Here is a 17,916-nt window from a genome sequence, read left to right as displayed (position 1 = left end):
GCATTATAACGAGACGTAGTCAGCTGCAGGGAGCACAACCAGCCATGCCCAATCCGCAACTCAGCATTATGGTGGTGGACGATACCAAGTTCAGCAGTGCCGTCATAGGCCACGCCCTCACCCAGGCCGGGTATGTCGATATTCGCTACGCCAATTCAGCAATGGACGCGCTGGCAATGCATGAACAAACCCCTGCAAGCGTGATGATTGCGGATTGGTTGATGCCACAGATGGACGGGCTGGAGCTGACCACCCGTATCCGCCAGGTAGACGAACAGACCAGCCACTACACCTACGTGATATTGCTCACCGCCCGTGAAGGCGACAACGTCCTGGGACAGGCCTTTGATCGGGGCGTTGATGATTTCATCAGCAAATCCGCGATGAACGAGCAACTTCTGCCGCGCATCTACGCCGCTGACCGTATCTCGCAGTTGATCAATCGACTGCTCGAAGAAAATCGGCTGATGGCAGACAACAACGCCCAACTCGAAGCACATAACCTTATCGATTCCCAGACTGCGCTGGGTAACCGTCGCTATCTGCTGCGCCGTCTGACCGACGCCATCCGCAACGTCGATTCGCGGGGCGGCGCCTGCTGCCTGGTCATTCTTGGCGTGCAGAATCTCGAAGAGATGCACAAACAGCACGGCGAAACCGTCAAGCACGAGCTGCTCAAGGGCATCGCCAGACGGTTGCAGCAACTGGTCCGACCAGCAGACGTTATAGCACGGGTAGGTGAGAATACGTTCGCCGTGGTTACCCTGGTCGACGATCAGGGCGAATGCAAACCCAACAGCTTCAGACGCCTGCACGACGGGCTCAACCTCAAGGCGTTCAAAACAGCTGAAGGCTATCTGAGCGTGCGCGCCGGCATGGCCCTGGGATCGGTAGTAGCAGACCAGGCCATGCCCGAACCGGAAAAGCTTTTCGAAACTGTCGAGCAGCATCTGGAAGATGCCTACGCCACCAACCTGATCACGGAAGTCAGACGTACTACGCCGATCTAGGCGCTTGTCATGATTCACCTGATAGGTGCTGGAGGTCTCGGCCTGTTATGGGCTGCCCGCCTGGCCCGGGCCGGCATGCCCTGCCGTCTGATTTTGCGCGATACTGCTGCGCTGAATGCGTGGCAGAACCGACACCAACTGGTTGGCCTCACCGAGGGAACCCGGCACTTCGATATTGAAGTGCCCGCCGAAGTGGCCTCGACTGGCGAGCCGATAGCCTTTCTCATCGTTGCGACCAAGGCCTATTCCGCACAGGCAGCGCTGGCCAGTGTTGCCCCGCGTCTCAAGTCCGGCGCACAGATTCTGATGCTGCAGAATGGACTCGGTAGCCAGCAGGCCGCCAGCCAGACCTATCCAGCACAACGTGTCCTGTATGCAAGCGTTACCGATGGAGCCTGGGTCGCCAGCCCCGCTCAGGTTGTCTGGGCCGGCAAGGGTATTAACCGTATTGGCGATCCCTTCGGCGGCGAAGCGCCGAGCTGGCTGGAGAATCTGAACGCCGCGACAATCGCGTCGCAGTGGGTGACTGACATCGAGCAAGTCCTCTGGCAGAAACTCGCGATCAATTGCGCGATCAACCCCTTCACAGTGCTGTACGACTGCCCCAACGGTGAGGTTCCGCTGCACGCCGGCGTCCTGTTGGACCAACTCATCCCCGAATTGCATCAGCTGCTGGCCTGCTACGGCGCCCGGATTGACCTCGAACATCTGGACGCCACTATTCGCCAGGTGATCAATAGCACTGCAGCCAACAGCTCATCCATGCGACAGGACGTTCATAACAACCGGCGAACCGAGATCGATTTCATCCTCGGCTACGCTGTGCGCCAGGCGCGCAGTGCAGATCTGCAGCTACCCACCCTTGAACGGCTCTACACGGATTTGCGCAGTCGACTGGTTGCGCTCGGCTTGCCGCCGGATTGATCCGAGCCTGCTGACAAGATCCCAGGGTTTTGCCACGACGTGAATCGCGCTAGGCTGAATACTCCGGCGCCGCTCTTCCGCTGGCGCAGCGCTTTATCAGAGGCAATCGAAAATGGGCTTTCGCCTGAGCAAACTCTATACACGAACCGGCGATGCCGGAAAAACCGGACTGGCTGACGGCCGTCGCGTGGAAAAAGATCACCCACGGATCGAGGCGATCGGCTGCGTTGATGAACTGAACAGCCAGCTGGGACTTTTACTGGCAGACCTGGAAAGCGCAGGGCTGGTTGAACTGCGCAACACGCTTGCCCCCATCCAGCATCGCTTGTTTGATCTCGGAGGAGAGCTTGCCGTGCCCGGCTGCAATATCATTGACGCAGCCGATGTCCTCCGGCTCGAGGAGCTGATCGACGGATTCAACGAAACACTTGATCCCTTGACCAACTTCATCCTGCCCGGTGGCTCCCGCGCCATAGCCCAGGCGCACCAGACTCGCAGTGTCTGCCGTCGGGCCGAGCGCCGCAATATCACCCTGGCGGCCGAAGAAACCATCAATGAGCAGGCGCTGATCTATCTAAACCGCCTTTCAGATCTGTTATTCGTGGTTGCCAGGACGATCGGCAAGCTCGAAAACACATCGGAAGTGCTCTGGGAACCCAAACCGAAGCCACAGTAACCAGACGCTGCTGAGCTGTAGCAACGTCAACGCGTCTGGTCACAGAATGTCAGACGCGGAACGCACCAAGCATGTCCTGCAGCTCCTTGACCAGACCACCCATGCGCTTGCTGGATTCCTCGGTACGCGTCGCACCCTCCGCTGTGCGCTCGCCGGTCTGATTGATCTGCACAATATTCTGATCAATATCGTGGCTGACCGCAGTCTGCTCCTCCGCTGCAGCGGCGATCTGCTGGCTCTGGTCGACGATCTGGGTTACTGCCCGCGCAATATTATCCAGTGCCGCCTGCACTTGAAGCGAAGCATCCACCGCCGTAGCAGTCTTGCTATGACTGGCATCCATCGCGGTGACCGCTGCCGAGACGCCACTCTGCAAGCGACCGATCATCTGCTCGATCTCTTCAGTCGACTGGTGCGTACGCTGCGCCAGGGTGCGCACTTCGTCCGCAACAACGGCGAACCCGCGGCCCTGCTCGCCGGCACGCGCCGCTTCAATAGCAGCATTCAACGCCAGCAGGTTGGTCTGCTCGGCAACGCCCTTGATAACATCCAGGACGCGGCTGATGGAGACGCTGTCTTCAGCCAGGCGATTGATGACCGCAACCGATTTCTCGATTTCCCCGGCCAGGCTCTCGATCCCGTCCACGGAGCTTTCAACCAGGCGACGACCGCTAAGCGTCTCGGTATTCACCTGTTCGGCATTCACCACTGCAGAGGCTGCACTGCGCGCCACCTCTTGCGAGGTGGCGGCCATTTCGTTCATCGCGGTGGCTACCTGCTCTATCTGGCTACGTTGCTCCATCGCCGCCTGGCTACTCTTGGCAGAGATGGTTTCGACCTGCTGCGACTGTTCATTCACCAGTCCCGAGGTGGCGCTGACGCGCTGGATCAGCCCGCGAATACGCGCGATCGTTTCATTGAAGTCCCGCGTCAGCGCGCCCAGCTCATCGCGACCGTCGACTGCCGTGCTGACCGTCATGTCACCGCCAGCCACCCGGGTCATCAATTCAGACAAGCGTCCGATGGTCTGCCGCGTGGAAATATAAAAGCCCGCATACAGGTACGTGATCAGTACGAACAACGCCAGCATGATTCCGATCAGCAACAACATGGTCTGCCAGTTACTGCCCAGACGCTGTTCAAGCTTGTCGTGCAGCACCGTGATCATGGCGTCACCCAGCGCGTAGGACTTGTCGATTTCGCCACTGACTTGCTCGAAATACAGGTTCCAGTCGCCTGACAGATCACTGGCAAAAATGATGCTGTCTTCGAACAACAAGACGCTGTCGGCAATGCTCGTTACGCTGGTTTCAACGTTCGTGCCGAGTTCGGTGAGCACCTGCTGGTCGATCATCCCGAGAGACTGCTTGTAATCGGTGGTCAGACGGTCGATTTCGTCCAGCAGGCCATCCATTGCACGGCTGCCATCGGAGCTCAGGTAACCCTGACCCAGCGCGACCGAGCCCAGCCTGCGCCCTTCGGCCAGAGTACCGGTAATCTCCGGCACCTCATCGACCAATACGGCGGTCATATGACGGACCGCTGGATCGAAGTCCTGCGACAAGCCTGCATAGCCAGCGATCATTGAAAAAAGCGAGCGCGCATTACCATAGGCCTGGGTCGACATATCAGCGCGATTGCGTGATGAGGCGTCCGCGATGCGGCCATAGAGATCGAGCAACCTGTCGCGTGCGCTGACAAGGTCTTCTGCGAGCGGGTCAGCATTGTCTATCTGCAGCCCCGTAAGCCCGTCGATGATCTTGCCACGGAGTATCTGGGTGCGCTGATCCAGCGCCTGCGCCTGGTCTCCCGGGCCAAACTGGAAGTGCACCTCGTCCAGGTCGTGCAGCATTTCGGCGTTCTGCAGAACCACCACCATCTGCCGCATCAGCCCGATCGAATCGAGCCCACGCTGCGTCACTTGCACCCGCTCATACTGCTGAAACCCCAGGAAGCCGACCATAGCGCCGAGGGGAACAAAACACAGAAGACTGATCAAGCAGAACTTCATGCCGTAGCGGAGTCTGTTCATAAGCGCTATGGCTGGGGCCAAGAGGGTATTCACAGTGATTTCTCCCTGGGGGGCAGGTAGTGTTGATGTCGGGCGGACCAAGGCACGCAGACAGAATGTCGTCACAACCGAAGCCGCGAATTAACCAGTTCTATCGGCCTTGCGCTGAAACTCTTTAGCCCATCAGGGAGATAAATGCGATGACGACTGCCCACACCAACACTGCACGCAACAGGAAAGTGCGCATCACGTCCAGCGGCCGCGTGACAGCTGCAGCGGGATCTTCGGTCAAGGCCGCGGCGGTGAACCACTGCGCCAGCTGTACTGTCTGCGGCTCCCATTGCAACAGCACCCTGCGGAGCACATGCAAAGTCGCATCGAAATGCCCTACCAGCGCAAAACTGAGGCCCATCAGACGCACTGGCAGCCACTCCAGCGCATGCGCCAGGGCGCCCGCAAAGGCATTACTTCCAGTATCGCTACGCTGGCTGGCAAGCCAGGCAAGGCGATACCCCACCGCCACGACCGGCCCCAGGAGCACATACCAGAACGCCGGGACGAAATAACCATGACAGGCTTCCGCTGCCACCCGGCCGCGCAGACCCTGTAGCAAGGCCGCAGCATCATCAGCCACCACGCCGAAGTCGCGCTCTGCCAGCACGCTCGCCGCCTCCTGATCGCCACGTTCCCAGGCCTCGCCTACGGCGCTGGTCATGGCGCCAAGCGGATCGGAACGGCCAACACACAAGAGCACCAGCAGCGTGTGGATAATCAGCGTCAGCGCGCCATAGGCTACGCCGGTGACCAGCCAGAGAACCGCTCCCAATAGCGGTAACGGCAACATGAGCAGAATCAGGAACAACCAGCTCGAACGCCCCCGGGTAACGCGCGCAACCCAATCAGACCAATAGCCCAGGACATCGATCGGGAAGCCGCCGCGCCAGGGCGTGAAGCGCAGGATGACGGCGACAAGCAGCAGGACCAAAAAATTCATGCAGAGCTCCGTTGATCAGGCGAGGCACGATCTGAAATATCCCTATGACCGGTCAGCACACGAAGATAATGCTGCCAGTCGAATGCAGGCCCCGGGTCGCTCTTGCGTCGGGGCGCGATGAATTCATGGCCGGTAATACGGTAGGGCGTGATGGCTGGATAGGCAGCCTGCAGGGCTCTGGTCAACTCGGTCAAGGTCAGGTATTGCGCGGCCGTATAGGCTTCGGTGTCAGTCCCTTCCAGCTCCACGCCGATTGAATAATCATTGCAATCGGGGCGATCGCCGAAACGCGACGCACCCGCATGCCAGGCTCGGTCCAGGCAGGACACAAACTGGAAAAGCGATCCGTCCCGCTCAATCAGGAAATGCGCTGACACGCGCATGGAGGCGATGAGCGCGAAATAGGGATGCCTATCCGGATCAAGCTGGCCGGCAAAGAACTGCTGCACAAAGCCACCGCCAAACTGCCCTGGCGGGAGGCTGATGTTGTGGATGACCAGCAACGAAATATCTTCGTCCGCCGGCCTCGCATTGAAATGCGGAGACGGGCATGCGCGCGCGTCCGTCAGCCATCCATCCTGCGCAACCTTGAACATGCTGTCCTACCGGCAAAAAAGACCATGCTAGCAGGCATGTCGGCTAAAGCACTAGGGTCCGTTCCCGTTTCATCGCGGCCGCGACGGAGGCCCGTTTGGTGCAGGACAAGGCGCGAGGAGTGTAATTTGTTCAACACATCCATGTGTTTCACCCCTTCGGGGCTTACGCGCAAAAACGCTCCAGGTGTTTTTGTGGTTGTCCCAAATGAGCGATTAGTAACGCAGTGCTGCGCCAAACGGGCCCCGTCCCTGCGGGTTGCGTGGCAAATAACGCCATGCGGCGTTGCGGGACTTGGCAAGGGAACAACCATTACCTGCGTCCCGCGCCTTGCCTGGCGTTATTTGACACAGCAACGCGGCTCGCAATGAAATGGGAACGGACCCTAGGGTCTGCCGGATTGCAGCTGCCGCAGATTACCGATAACCGATTCGAGAGCCCGATCGAACAACTGGTTGTCGTCGATCAACTGGATCAGACCATGGTCGAAGTGTCGCTGCAGCGCCTGCGTCCTGAACTCCGCCACCTTCACCCCGCTGCGGTTGACGAAGATATGGTTGCCACTGAAGCTGATGACTGCAGCCAACTTGCATCGCTGGGCTGGCTGGCCCTCGCTGGGTGCCAGCTCGAACCAGCTCCCTGCATGCAACCGCTCGACCCAACTGATCGACTCTGCGCTGGGCAGGTCAGTGACCAGTTCTACGTTCTCTTCAGCTGTGACTGATTCGATAACCTGATCAGCGATGCGTACCGCTTCAATGTCTGCTGGCACTGCTACTGCTGGCGGTACCGCAAGCGGTTCCTGCATGCCCAGCGAATGTCTGGCGGCGGAGCGCAGCGCCGTTTCGGGACGGCCTGGCACTTCTTGCGATCGAGCGATGGGCCCGGTAGTCGGAACCAACGCTTCACTTGCAGCGTTCTGCAAAGCGGCCAGGGTGGCCAGCAAGGGTGCGCTCTGTTGTTCATCCTGCCCGATCAGCTGCAGTCCGTCAGCGACCTCGCTCAGTAGCTTTTGATTGGCGACAGTCAACTCCGCAAGCGTCTGGCCTTCCGCCGGGGCTTGCATACTGGTAACCAGTCGTTCAGCGGTATCGACAACGCCTCGCCAGGCCTCGGAATCAGCGCCCTGGCGCAGCCAGGTCATCTGCATCACCTGACTCCAGGTATCACGCAAGGTGGCAACCAGCCGTACGGGTACAGTTCGACCGAGCAACAACGCATTAAGGCTGTCTGCGACCTGGGCGCGTGCCGCTTCCACCTTCGCCTTGCCCTCCTCCGCATCGCGCGTGCGTTGCTCAAGGCGACCAGACCGGCGCTGTTCGATCTTGACGAAACTGGATAGCTCCGCGTGCAGGTCATCGAACAGTTCGGCTGAAGGGCTGGGCTCGATCAGCAGGCGCCCGACCATGTTTTCCAGGAGGATGTACAGTTGATCCCGGCGCAAGTCGTCCTGATCATTCCAACCTACTGTCGCGCGCGCCAGCTCGTTGAGCAAACGGCGTGCGGGATGACGCGACAGGCTGAAAAATTCCTTGTCCGCTATCGCCACGCGCAGTACCGGAAGCTGAAGCCTCGCCACCAGCGCCTTGACCGTGGTGGGCAGATGTTCATCATCGAGAATGAACTCGAACAACATCGACACCAGGCTGATCACATCGTCATCGACGCGATCCAGACTCTGCACCTTGCCGGTGGCCTGCCGGCGATTATCCAGTTGCTGATAAACGTTCTTGCGCAGATCCCGTGTAGCGGCTTGAGTCTGCCCAGCGGGCAGATGTGCAAGCAACTCGAGCAGCTCATCACTCTGCATCGGTTCAGCGCCGATCACGCCCGGATTGGACAATGCCGTATCACCGCTTGCATGCCGCCAGCTGCCAATCAACTGGCTGAACACCGAGAGCACTTCCTGGTCGCGCGCGCTTATGCCACCAGAAAACGCCTCCGGACCTGACATGCCATGCGCAGCGTCACCTTCCCCCCGGGAGCCGGCATGCTCGCTTCTGGGCGCGGCTGATCGCGCCTGCGGCACGCTGCCGAGTTTCAGGTCGGGAAGGATACCCGCCTGGATCAGCAGGCTGTTCGCCTCGCCGTAGAGATCATCCAGACGGTTACAGAGATAACGTTCAAACAGCTTGAGGAGGATCAGTCGCACTTTGATGTCCAGATCAAGCGCAGCGAAGCTATCTACGAACAGCTCCGCCAGAATTGAAGGACTCAAGGGATTGCTGTGCGCGTCAACATGCAGTTTGGAAAGACTGTTGATCCGCAGGGCCAGATGCTGCAATGCAAGGCGGTTGCGTTCATTACATCGCCCCACCATCCCATCCAGCGCGACCGACTGCTCAAGCTCGTCAGGTTGAACCAGGCTCAGGCTGTCTACGGCGAAGGGTCGTGGCGCATCTTCTGACGCGGGCGTGATTCGAGCGAGATCATCGAATTTTTCCATCAAGCCGTCAGCGCAGCTGCTGATCAGCTCGCCCCGTTTGAGGCGTAACGTGCGCATGACCTCGAAAAACATGCCCTGCTCAGCGTTGCTGACCGCTTTGTCAGCCAACTCGAACAGGCTGTCGTCGGCCTTATCGTATAGCTCAGCGAGCGCCGACTTATAGAAGACGACAGCTTGATCACGAATGCTTTGCAATAACGCAGGAAGCTGAGAGGGACGCGCAACTGGCCGTGTGACTCGCCGGGAATCCGTACCAATCGGGATGACGTTGCGATCCTTGGACATCTCAGAACTCCTGGCGGCCAGATTGTTGGAAACTCGTCGCAGCCGCATTGCTTTATGAATGACGCCGACCCGGGATGCCCTAGTCCCGCCCAATCTGTTGCACGCCTCTGACCGACGCCAGAACCACGCAAGACGTGCACCGACCATCGCAACGCTGGTGAAAATCGATTGGCATTAAATTGGCGTCAATTAATTCTATGCGCTTCTCAGCGAACTTCAAGCCCTTTTTCCAGAACCGCGATGCCCTTAACCAAAAGTGAATATTCCCTGGCCTGACTGCAACCAGACGTAGAAACCTCCCCTCGCTGGCGCGGCGTTTGCAGCGATTATCGTTTTTCTGGTTTATGCTCAGTCTGCTGGCACATTCTCTGCAGTTTCTGAAATGGGTGGCAGGAATATCAATGAAACAGGCAGTGCCATGAAAGCCAATAACTAAAATTCTCTGGAGAGTCCAAGAAATGGAATCACTCATATCCATCATTAACGCCATAAACGGCGTGGTCTGGGGACCGGCCATGCTGGCCTTGCTGGCGGGAACCGGCTTGTATCTGACGTTAGGCCTCAAGCTCCTGCCGCAGCGCAAGCTGTTCTACGGCTTCAGCATGTTGTGGCAGGGCCGGAAGAAGACCGCCGAGGAAGGCGACATCAGCCCCTTCAATGCGCTGATGACAGCCCTCTCAGCGACGGTCGGCACGGGCAACATCGCTGGCGTTGCGACCGCAGTGTTCTTTGGCGGCCCCGGCGCACTGTTCTGGATGTGGCTCATTGCGATCGTCGGCATGGCGACCAAATTCTGTGAAGCGGTGCTTGCGGTGCATTACCGTGAAAAAGACGCTCTGGGTAACCACGTCGGCGGTCCGATGTACTACATCCGCAACGGTCTGGGCCAGAAGTGGAAATGGCTTGGCGTGCTGTTCGCCATTTTCGGCATGCTGGCCGGTTTCGGCATCGGCAACACTATCCAGTCCAACTCAGTCTCCGACGCTCTGGAAAGCACTTTCGGCGTCCAACCGCTGATTACCGGTGTGGTTATTGCCGTGCTGGTAGCGCTGGTACTGATCGGCGGCATCAAGCGTATCGGCGAAGTTGCCGGCAAGCTGGTCCCTATCATGGCGCTGTTCTATGTCGGGGGCGGCCTGATCATTCTCATCACCCATGCCAGCGAGATCCCTGATGCAATTGGCCTGATTTTCTACCATGCATTCAATCCGGCCGCTGCAGCCGGCGGCTTCGCCGGGGCAACCATCTGGGCAGCCATGCGTTTCGGTATTGCCCGTGGCGTGTTCTCCAACGAAGCCGGCCTGGGCAGCGCGCCCATCGCCCATGCTGCGGCAAAAACCAACAACCCGATCCGCCAGGGCACGGTTGCAATGCTGGGCACCTTCATCGACACCATCATCATCTGCTCGATTACCGGCCTGGTGATCATGGTGACCGGTGCCTGGCAGAGTGGCGAAAATGGTGCATCGCTCTCCGCACATGCCTTCAATCTGGGCCTTCCGGGCGGCTGGGGGCAATACATCGTGAGCATCGGCCTGGCGATTTTTGCCTTCACCACGATCATTGGCTGGAGCTTCTATAGCGAGAAGTGCACCCAGTTCCTGTTCGGCGAGCGCTCCAATACGCCGTTCCGCGTACTCTGGATTATTGCAATCCCGCTCGGCACCCTGCCGATGATCGATCTGGGCACCATCTGGCTGGTGGCCGATACGCTGAACGCGATGATGGCGATTCCCAACCTGCTGGCGCTGCTATTGCTCAGCCCGGTGGTATTCCGTCTGACCAAAGACTACTTCAACAATCCGCATGCAGTGAGCAACACGCAGTAAGCACAAGAAGCACAAGGTCCGCCCCGCCCGGGGCGGGCTTTTCTCGTCAATCGGGTATACTCGCCGCCATTACTTACGTGCGACGGAGCCCCCCCATGCCCAACCTGACTCTCGAAAGCCTGCACACGATCATTCCCGAGGATGTGCGCCGCGCCTTGGCCGAGGATGTGGGTGACGGCGACATTACCGCCGCCCTGATACCGGTTGACCGGCAAGCCAGCGCAACGATCATCACCCGTGAGTCAGCCACGCTCTGCGGTACGGCCTGGGCGGACGAAGTGTTTCGGCAGATTGATCCAGCTATCCGCGTGGAATGGCTCGCGCAGGACGGAGACCGGATCGAAGCCAACCAGACTTTCTGCAAGCTCGACGGTCCGGCGCGCGGACTGCTGACCGGCGAACGCACCGCACTGAACTTCATCCAGACGCTTTCGGCTACCGCCACCAGCAGCCGCTACTACGCTGACCTGGTGGAAGGCACCGGCGTGCGGCTGCTGGATACGCGCAAAACCCTGCCAGGGCTGCGCATGGCGCAGAAGTATGCGGTGACCTGTGGTGGCTGCGACAATCACCGGATCGGGCTGTTCGATGCATTCCTGATCAAGGAAAACCACATCGCCGCCTGTGGCGGTATTGACGCGACCATTACCCAGGCACGTAGCCTCGCCCCGAACAAGCCAATCGAAGTCGAGGTGGAAAACCTGCAGGAACTGGAAGAGGCCCTTAAGGGTGGCGCAGATATCATCATGCTTGACGAGCTGAGCCATGAGGATATGCGAACGGCGGTGGGTCTGGCGGCGGGCACAGCCAGGCTTGAGGCATCCGGCGGGATTACCGAGGCAACGCTGCGCAGCATTGCCGAAACCGGCGTGGACTTCATCTCGATCGGCGGCATGACCAAGCACGTGCGCGCCGTTGACCTGTCAATGCGCCTGAGCATGTAACGCAAGGGTTCGGCCCTCAAGGGGCCGGCCACTTCTGTCACTCGCGCACGTTCTCGTACAGCATATAACGCGAGGTTTCGTACAGCCCCCGGGTCAAGGGAAGCATGCGCTGATATTCCTCGGGATGGCGGTCAGCGACGTTATCCAGCGGCGTGTCCGAATGCAGGTCATGCAGGCTGGGCTCGCTGCCGTCGTAGTTCATCTGCAACAGAAAATCCTTGCTTACAGCACCGATCAGCGGAAACGAGCCCTCGCGCAACACCAGCGGCACTACTCTCTCGCCTTCAGGCGCAGGCATCTGCACGTCACGCCCGAGCGTGCGGTTCTCGTACTCCAGACCGAGCAGCCCCGCCACGGTGGGTAGCAGGTCGGCCAGGCCCACGGCCTCGTCGAATTCGCGCGGTTTCAACAGCTCGGGGGCGTAGATCAGCATCGGCACGTTATTGCTTTCCAGGCCCAGCTTGTCGAAGGCCGGCTTCATGTAGTCGATGTTGGCGATACGCGTATTGTGATCGCCGAACAGAACGAAGATGGTGTTATCGAAGTATCCGCCCGCCTTCGCCATTTCCATGAATCTGCCCACGTTGTAATCCAGCAGTCGCACGGCGTTGTATTGCTCGACACTCCGCGAGCCGGCCGCCTGAACGTCCTCCAGGGTCTTGTCCAGCGCCTCGAAATCGTCGTTCTCCTGCGGAATCGTATAAGGCCGATGATTCCCGGCGGTCTGGATATAGGCGAAGAACGGTTTGTCCCTGGGCAGATCGCGCAGAATCTGGTCAGTCTCCTTGAACAGATCAAGGTCCGATATACCCCAGACGTCCACGTTCGGAGCCTGCCAGCCGCCTTCCTCGTAGAGTTTGATGCCGTCTATGCTCTGGCGGATCAAGGCGTTCATGTTGGCCCAACCGGAGTTGCCACCAATGGTGTAGACCTTCTGATAATCCTTCAGCGCATTGATCAGGGTGTGCTGATTGGTAATCAGCGGGTTACGCGTCGCGGTTTCCTGACGCGATACATCCGGAACCCCGGTAATACTCGCCCAAACGGTCTTGGCAGTGCCTGTCACAGGCACATAGAAGTGCCGAAAGAACCAGCTCTCACCGGCCATGCGGTCCAGGTTGGGGGTCGGATTCAGCGGATTACCATAGGCACCGACCGCAGTGGTGCCGAGGGACTCCAGCATCACGAACACCACATTCGGTGGCTGAGCAACCCCGAGCTGGTGCGGTTGCGGCGCTATCTGACGTGACAATGTCAGCGTTTCGGCTTCCGGCTCGGACACGCCGAGATAGTGGCTGACTTCGGCGTAATGTTCGCGCACTTGCTCCAGATCATAGCGATCCTGCGGAACCAGCAAGGTATCGTAGAAGAAGATCACCGGGTTCAGCCCCAGCGCACCCAGTTGCGTGTCACCCGCGAAAAACGCATCGTTCCAGCGCAGCGGTACGGGGTTTTCCAGGTTCAGGTTGCTGTAACGACCGAGCAGCGCCAGGAACACCACTACCACCATCGCCACGCTGCCCAGCACCCTCGACCACAGGCCGATTCGCTTCTCCTGCCGATTGAGAGTGACTTTTTCCAGTGACCACAGCGCGTAGAACACTGGCAGTACCAAGGCGAGCCAGCCCAGGGTGATCCACACGACCGGATAGCTTTCCCAGACCATCTGCTGGGAGATCTGCACATCAGCGATAAACTTCAGGGCCGACGCATTCAGGCGCACGCCCAGGTAGGCGTAATGTCCGAAATCAAGAATATAGACCAGCAGAATGACGGCCAGCGCCAACAGCAGGTAGGCTCGGCCCACCCAGCGCAGCACCTTCGAACGCAGACTGTTCCAATAGGGCAGCCAGGCGAGAAACATGGCAGGGAGCATCAGCAGGATGGCCAGGCGCAAATCAAAACGGACGCCAATTCCCAACGTCTCGAGTACCAGCCCCCAGGGCTGATCAACGCCCGGATCAACCGAAGAGAACGCTACCAGAAAAATTCCGCGCAACGCCACCAACAGCAGAAACAGAATCGCCACTCCGCCCACGAAATAATGCAGGCGCCGGGAATGCAACCAGGCCATAGAGGCTCCTAAAAAATCACTATCGACACCCCGCGAGGTCAGGTGTGCCGTTGTTCACACCGGGCGAGGACGCCCATGGCAAGGTAAAAACGTTCAGTGGCTACCGAATCCGCGCGCAACACCGTTGCGTCAACCATCACCCAGCAGCCCGCCAGGCAGCCAATGGTACCGGCTGAACCGCTCGGCACTGTACAGCCGCTCACTGTCTACAGGCAACCGCGAGCTGACAACACCGCTCAGCACGCTTCAACCCCCAAGGCCGTTCAGCTGCCAGTTCAGACAGGTTCGCTGGGCCCTAGCCTGGCCCGTAGCGCTAGGCAATCAGGCACATGCCAGTCGGTCAGCTCCGGCCAGCTGTTCTGGGGGTGCACCAGACAGGTATGGCAGCCCGCGGCGCGACCCGTTTCGACGTCGAAACGAAAGTCTCCCACCATGACTACCTGCGACTCCTGCAGCCGCCACGCTTGCAGCAGCTGGCGGATACCGTCCGGATCCGGCTTGGGCAGTGCCTCGTTACGGCCAAGAATGTCACCCGTACGAAAGCAATCGAGCACCCCGATCACCTCCAGCGAGGCCATCGCCACCGAGCGCAGATTGCGCGTAAGGATGCCCAACTGCACACCCTGGGCATGCAGGTGGCGAATGAGATCCGCCGCACCGGGCGCTGGCTGTACACCCGCAGCAAGGCGCAGTTCGATCGCATCAAGCTGCGCGCTCATATCCTGCCGGTGTGTATCAGGTAACCGCGCTATGTGCCCCAGGATGTCTTCATCTGGCGGAATCCCGAGCTCCCGACGAATCGCCGGAAAATCGTGCTGGGCGACGGTAAGCGTGCCGTCCAGATCGAAAACCCACCCACGCAACGTTCTCATTGCTTGGCGGGAACCTTCCGCATCAGGGATTCCTGCGTCACCGAGGCTACCAGCACGCCGTCCTGACTGAATATCTGCCCACGGGAAAGCCCGCGCGCACCGCTGGCAACCGGACTGTCCATGGCATACAGCAGCCACTCATTCATGCGCAACGGATTGTGGTACCACAACGCGTGGTCAAGACTGGCCACCTGCATATCGCCCGCCCAGTTGGAAATACCGTGGGGCAGCATCGCTGTACCCAGCAGGTGAAAATCCGAGGCGTAGGCCAGCAGATAGCGATGCAGTTGCGGATCGTCGGGCAGCTTGCCGTCCGCGCGGAACCACATGTAACGGACCGGCTCTGTGGGCTCTGGATCGAACGGGTTGAAAATCCCTACCGGCCGGATCTCGATGGGCTTGTCGACCAACACCTTGGCACGCACGGACTCGGGAATCAGGTGCTGATACTTGCGCGTCAGCTCCGTTTCATTCATGAGGTCATCGGGACCGGGTACGTCAGGCATCGTCGTCTGGTGGGTGTAACCCTCCTCTTCGCCCTGGAAAGAGCAGATCAATGTGAAGATCGGCCTGCCCTTCTGCACCGCTTGTACTCGACGCGTCGTGAAACTGCCGCCGTCACGCACCGGATCGACGTGATAGACGATGGGGAATGTCGGGTCCCCGGGACGCAGAAAATAGCCGTGGGCCGAGTGCACATGGCGATCGGGATCGACGGTCTGGGTTGCCGCCGACAACGACTGACCGAACACCTGGCCACCAAACAGCTGGCGAAACCCCAGGTCCTGGCTGGCGCCGCGGAACAGGTTCTCTTCGATTTTTTCCAGCGCCAACAGGCGAACCAGATCATCCAGCAATTGGGTCATACGATACTTTCCTCGACAACATGTGGCCGCAGCCTGAACTACTGAGATAGCTGCCGCGACGCCGTGTCACAGCAATTTGGGGAGGCGAGTTTACATTGACCGCCTGATGAGCGCACTTACCATGTATCCGGAGGCGAAAAGCGGCGAAATCTCCCGGGTTCCTGATCAGCATAGATGACTTCAGCCAGCAGGCCTTTCTGCCAGTGGCGGCACAACGCGGCGCGTAATGAAACAACGCCGGACCCTGGGGTACACTGCAGCGCCACGCCCCAGACAGAGAACCTATTGTGCGCAGCCAGCCCTCAACCCCTCGTTCTCCGGTTGCCGTTATTGGCGGCGGCCCCGCTGGCCTGATGGCTGCCGAGACCCTGGCGCTCGCTGGCGTGCCGGTCACTGTCTACGATGCGATGCCATCAGTGGGGCGCAAATTCCTGTTAGCGGGCGTGGGTGGGATGAATATCACCCACTCGGAACCAAAAGCCGCGTTCATCGAGCGCTACCGCGAAGCCAGTCCCTGGGTCGCCGAATGGTTGGCGTCCTTTGATGCAGACGGGCTGCGCGACTGGATTCACGGCCTCCATATCGACACCTTCGTCGGCTCTTCAGGCCGGGTATTTCCGGTAGAGATGAAAGCTGCGCCGCTGCTGCGAGCCTGGTTACGAAGATTGCGCGACAGCGGCGTAACCATCCAGACCCGGCACCGCTGGGTTGGCTGGGATGAACACGACCAGCTCCTTTTCGCCACGCCTGAAGGCTCTGCTTCCGTGCCAGCGAGCGCCGTGGTACTGGCTTTGGGCGGCGGCAGCTGGGCCCGCCTGGGCTCGGATGGTGCCTGGACCGACCTGCTCGAGGCACGGGACGTGACGATACGCGCACTGGTGCCAGCCAATTGCGGCTTCACTGCTGACTGGAGCACCCATCTGAAAGAGCGCTTTGCCGGCGCACCGCTCAAGCAGGTAATCGCCAGGGTCAGCTTGCCGAACGAGGGAATGCTTGAGCGGCGTGGCGAGTGCGTAATTACGCAGGACGGTCTGGAAGGCAGCCTGATTTATGCATTGTCTGCCGAGCTACGCGAGCAGTTGTCGACGGGCGAAGCCTGGTTAACCCTGGACCTGGCACCAGACCGCAACCTCACCGAATTGACCGCTGCGTTGCAGCAACCCCGGAAGGGTCAGACGCTCTCTTCCCTGCTACGCAAGCGTGCCGGGCTGGATCCGGTAAAAATCGCCTTGCTGCATGAGTGCCTTTCCAGGGAAGCCATCGCCGAGCCCGCCAAGCTGGCGAACGGTATCAAGAACCTGCCGGTACGTCTGACAGGCACCAGACCATTGGACGAAGCGATCAGTAGCGCAGGCGGCGTAAGCCGCGGCGCACTGAATGATCAATTGATGCTGCGCCAGCTCCCCGGCGTGTTCTGCGCCGGTGAAATGCTGGACTGGGAAGCGCCCACGGGCGGTTACCTGCTCACAGCCTGTTTCGCCAGCGGCAGGCATGCGGCACTTGGTGTTCTTAACTGGCTCGATCGGCCGGTTTGACGCCGGACAATCTGGGCACCATCCAGCGTTCGAATGCCCGCGGAAACAGCCTGGCGAACAGTCGCGCACGCCAGTTCACGTTCGACAGAATCAACAATCGCTTGCGCTTGCACGCACCACAGTAGATGTCATCCGCGACATCAGTGGGCGATGAAACCTTGAAGGATGGCGCTGCATTCTGACCGCTGATCGAGCCGTCCCCTACCAGCGCATTCTTGCGAATGTCGGTCGCGGTAAAACCGGGCGTCACCAGCATGACGTTCACGCCGTGTTCACGAACTTCCATGCGCAATGTTTCGAAGAGTCCGTGCAGGGCATGTTTGCTGGCGTTATACGCGCTGCGGTAGAGCATGGGCGCGAAACCGGACAATGAGCTGAGCACGATGATCTGACCACGGCGCTCGATGACGCTGCTCAATGCATGGTGTGTGCAGTGCAGAGCGCCAAAATAATTCACGTCCATGATACGCCGGAAGACCGCCAGATCAGTTTCGTGGAACAGGCTGCGATGGGTAATGCCGGCATTGTTGATGAGCACATCAATGCCACCGAAATGCTCGATGACCTGGCAGATCGCCTCTTCGCAGTCGCGCTCATTGGCAACATCACAATGCACCGCCAGCACTTCGGCATTCACCTTGTCCGACAACTGTTGACGGAAGGCGACCAGTGTCTCGTCCTGGATATCAAGAATCGCGATACGCGCGCCGGCATGGGCGAAACGCAGCGCCAGGGCACGGCCAATCCCGGCGCAGCCACCGGTGATGACGACAACCTTCTGATAGAACTGTCCCTTGGACATATGCGCTCTCCGCCCTGTTTTCTTTCTCAATGCAGATTGGGACAGAACACGAGT

At 59.5% G+C, this 17,916-nt stretch carries 14 protein-coding genes and 1 pseudogene; 6 read left to right on the top strand and 9 right to left on the bottom strand.

Annotated elements, in window-relative coordinates:
* Nucleotides 1-44 precede the first annotated feature (44 nt).
* The 3 genes from FZE95_RS10325 (at nucleotide 45) to FZE95_RS10315 (ending at nucleotide 2,610) form a co-directional block, all read left to right on the top strand.
* Nucleotides 45-1,010, top strand: coding sequence for a GGDEF domain-containing response regulator (locus FZE95_RS10325; RefSeq protein ID WP_150300798.1), 966 nt, complete (start codon nucleotides 45-47; stop codon nucleotides 1,008-1,010).
* A gap of 9 nt (nucleotides 1,011-1,019) precedes the next feature.
* Nucleotides 1,020-1,934: a 2-dehydropantoate 2-reductase gene (locus FZE95_RS10320; RefSeq protein ID WP_150300797.1), complete on the top strand. Its 915-nt coding sequence runs from the start codon at nucleotides 1,020-1,022 to the stop codon at nucleotides 1,932-1,934.
* Nucleotides 1,935-2,046: 112 nt separating this feature from the next.
* The gene (locus FZE95_RS10315; protein ID WP_150300796.1) at nucleotides 2,047-2,610 is read left to right on the top strand and encodes a cob(I)yrinic acid a,c-diamide adenosyltransferase; all 564 of its coding nucleotides are present in this window, start codon (nucleotides 2,047-2,049) and stop codon (nucleotides 2,608-2,610) included.
* A gap of 49 nt (nucleotides 2,611-2,659) precedes the next feature.
* On the opposite strand, the gene FZE95_RS20070 is transcribed toward FZE95_RS10315, so the two are convergent.
* The 5 genes and pseudogenes from FZE95_RS20070 to FZE95_RS10295 all read right to left on the bottom strand — a co-directional run bounded on the left by FZE95_RS20070 (nucleotide 2,660) and on the right by FZE95_RS10295 (nucleotide 8,940).
* Nucleotides 2,660-3,364, bottom strand: a complete 705-nt coding sequence (locus FZE95_RS20070; RefSeq protein WP_371923580.1) for a methyl-accepting chemotaxis protein — start codon at nucleotides 3,362-3,364, stop codon at nucleotides 2,660-2,662.
* 153 nt (nucleotides 3,365-3,517) lie between these two features.
* Nucleotides 3,518-3,700 (bottom strand): annotated as a pseudogene (locus FZE95_RS20065) (HAMP domain-containing protein); the annotation flags it as partial.
* A 1,096-nt stretch (nucleotides 3,701-4,796) separates the two neighbouring features.
* Nucleotides 4,797-5,615: a regulatory signaling modulator protein AmpE gene (gene ampE, locus FZE95_RS10305; RefSeq protein WP_150300794.1), complete on the bottom strand. Its 819-nt coding sequence runs from the start codon at nucleotides 5,613-5,615 to the stop codon at nucleotides 4,797-4,799.
* Nucleotides 5,612-6,211, bottom strand: coding sequence for a 1,6-anhydro-N-acetylmuramyl-L-alanine amidase AmpD (gene ampD / locus FZE95_RS10300; RefSeq protein ID WP_150300793.1), 600 nt, complete (start codon nucleotides 6,209-6,211; stop codon nucleotides 5,612-5,614). The genes ampE and ampD overlap by 4 nt, the downstream gene beginning before the upstream one ends.
* Nucleotides 6,212-6,594: 383 nt before the next feature.
* Entirely contained in the window at nucleotides 6,595-8,940 is a 2,346-nt protein-coding gene (locus tag FZE95_RS10295) for a DUF1631 domain-containing protein (RefSeq protein WP_190324547.1), read from the bottom strand.
* Between the two features lie 458 nt (nucleotides 8,941-9,398).
* On the opposite strand from FZE95_RS10295, the gene FZE95_RS10290 reads away from it, so the two are divergent.
* Both FZE95_RS10290 and nadC read left to right on the top strand, forming a co-directional pair.
* Nucleotides 9,399-10,769 (top strand): alanine/glycine:cation symporter family protein, encoded by a 1,371-nt coding sequence (locus FZE95_RS10290; protein WP_150300791.1) that lies wholly within the window; start codon nucleotides 9,399-9,401, stop codon nucleotides 10,767-10,769.
* 95 nt (nucleotides 10,770-10,864) lie between these two features.
* The gene (gene nadC, locus FZE95_RS10285; protein ID WP_150300790.1) at nucleotides 10,865-11,713 is read left to right on the top strand and encodes a carboxylating nicotinate-nucleotide diphosphorylase; all 849 of its coding nucleotides are present in this window, start codon (nucleotides 10,865-10,867) and stop codon (nucleotides 11,711-11,713) included.
* Between the two features lie 37 nt (nucleotides 11,714-11,750).
* On the opposite strand, the gene FZE95_RS10280 is transcribed toward nadC, so the two are convergent.
* The 3 genes from FZE95_RS10280 to tesB form a co-directional block, all read right to left on the bottom strand.
* Nucleotides 11,751-13,787: an LTA synthase family protein gene (locus tag FZE95_RS10280; RefSeq protein ID WP_150300789.1), complete on the bottom strand. Its 2,037-nt coding sequence runs from the start codon at nucleotides 13,785-13,787 to the stop codon at nucleotides 11,751-11,753.
* 275 nt (nucleotides 13,788-14,062) lie between these two features.
* Nucleotides 14,063-14,659, bottom strand: a complete 597-nt coding sequence (locus FZE95_RS10275) for an HAD family hydrolase (RefSeq protein WP_150300788.1) — start codon at nucleotides 14,657-14,659, stop codon at nucleotides 14,063-14,065.
* Nucleotides 14,656-15,525, bottom strand: coding sequence for an acyl-CoA thioesterase II (tesB, locus tag FZE95_RS10270; RefSeq protein ID WP_150300787.1), 870 nt, complete (start codon nucleotides 15,523-15,525; stop codon nucleotides 14,656-14,658). Before tesB ends, FZE95_RS10275 begins: the two co-directional genes overlap by 4 nt.
* 284 nt (nucleotides 15,526-15,809) lie before the next feature.
* On the opposite strand from tesB, the gene FZE95_RS10265 reads away from it, so the two are divergent.
* Nucleotides 15,810-17,060 carry a TIGR03862 family flavoprotein gene (locus FZE95_RS10265; protein WP_223825030.1) on the top strand — a complete coding sequence of 417 codons (1,251 nt, stop codon included), beginning with the start codon at nucleotides 15,810-15,812 and terminating at the stop codon, nucleotides 17,058-17,060.
* On the opposite strand, the gene FZE95_RS10260 is transcribed toward FZE95_RS10265, so the two are convergent.
* A complete protein-coding gene (locus FZE95_RS10260; RefSeq protein WP_150300786.1) occupies nucleotides 17,035-17,862 on the bottom strand; it encodes an SDR family oxidoreductase in 828 nt (275 codons plus the stop codon). The genes FZE95_RS10265 and FZE95_RS10260 overlap by 26 nt on opposite strands.
* Nucleotides 17,863-17,916 lie beyond the last annotated feature (54 nt).

The sequence above is a fragment of the Pseudomonas profundi genome (assembly GCF_008638305.1).
GTDB classification, from domain to species: domain Bacteria; phylum Pseudomonadota; class Gammaproteobacteria; order Pseudomonadales; family Pseudomonadaceae; genus Halopseudomonas; species Halopseudomonas profundi.
Note: the sequence above shows the minus strand (reverse complement) of the source record. Positions and strands in the feature narration are given on the sequence as shown.

Excerpts from the sequence above, each read along its gene's own strand:
- FZE95_RS10260 (WP_150300786.1), bottom strand. The coding sequence starts at position 17,862 with ATGTCCAAGGGACAGTTCTATCAGAAGGTTGTCGTCATCACCGGTGGC.
- FZE95_RS10280 (WP_150300789.1), bottom strand. The coding sequence starts at position 13,787 with ATGGCCTGGTTGCATTCCCGGCGCCTGCATTATTTCGTGGGCGGAGTG.
- nadC (WP_150300790.1), top strand. The coding sequence starts at position 10,865 with ATGCCCAACCTGACTCTCGAAAGCCTGCACACGATCATTCCCGAGGAT.
- FZE95_RS10325 (WP_150300798.1), top strand. The coding sequence starts at position 45 with ATGCCCAATCCGCAACTCAGCATTATGGTGGTGGACGATACCAAGTTC.
- tesB (WP_150300787.1), bottom strand. The coding sequence starts at position 15,525 with ATGACCCAATTGCTGGATGATCTGGTTCGCCTGTTGGCGCTGGAAAAA.
- FZE95_RS20070 (WP_371923580.1), bottom strand. The coding sequence starts at position 3,364 with ATGGCCGCCACCTCGCAAGAGGTGGCGCGCAGTGCAGCCTCTGCAGTG.
- FZE95_RS10320 (WP_150300797.1), top strand. The coding sequence starts at position 1,020 with ATGATTCACCTGATAGGTGCTGGAGGTCTCGGCCTGTTATGGGCTGCC.
- FZE95_RS10315 (WP_150300796.1), top strand. The coding sequence starts at position 2,047 with ATGGGCTTTCGCCTGAGCAAACTCTATACACGAACCGGCGATGCCGGA.
- ampE (WP_150300794.1), bottom strand. The coding sequence starts at position 5,615 with ATGAATTTTTTGGTCCTGCTGCTTGTCGCCGTCATCCTGCGCTTCACG.
- FZE95_RS10290 (WP_150300791.1), top strand. The coding sequence starts at position 9,399 with ATGGAATCACTCATATCCATCATTAACGCCATAAACGGCGTGGTCTGG.
- FZE95_RS10275 (WP_150300788.1), bottom strand. The coding sequence starts at position 14,659 with ATGAGAACGTTGCGTGGGTGGGTTTTCGATCTGGACGGCACGCTTACC.
- ampD (WP_150300793.1), bottom strand. The coding sequence starts at position 6,211 with ATGTTCAAGGTTGCGCAGGATGGATGGCTGACGGACGCGCGCGCATGC.
- FZE95_RS10295 (WP_190324547.1), bottom strand. The coding sequence starts at position 8,940 with ATGTCCAAGGATCGCAACGTCATCCCGATTGGTACGGATTCCCGGCGA.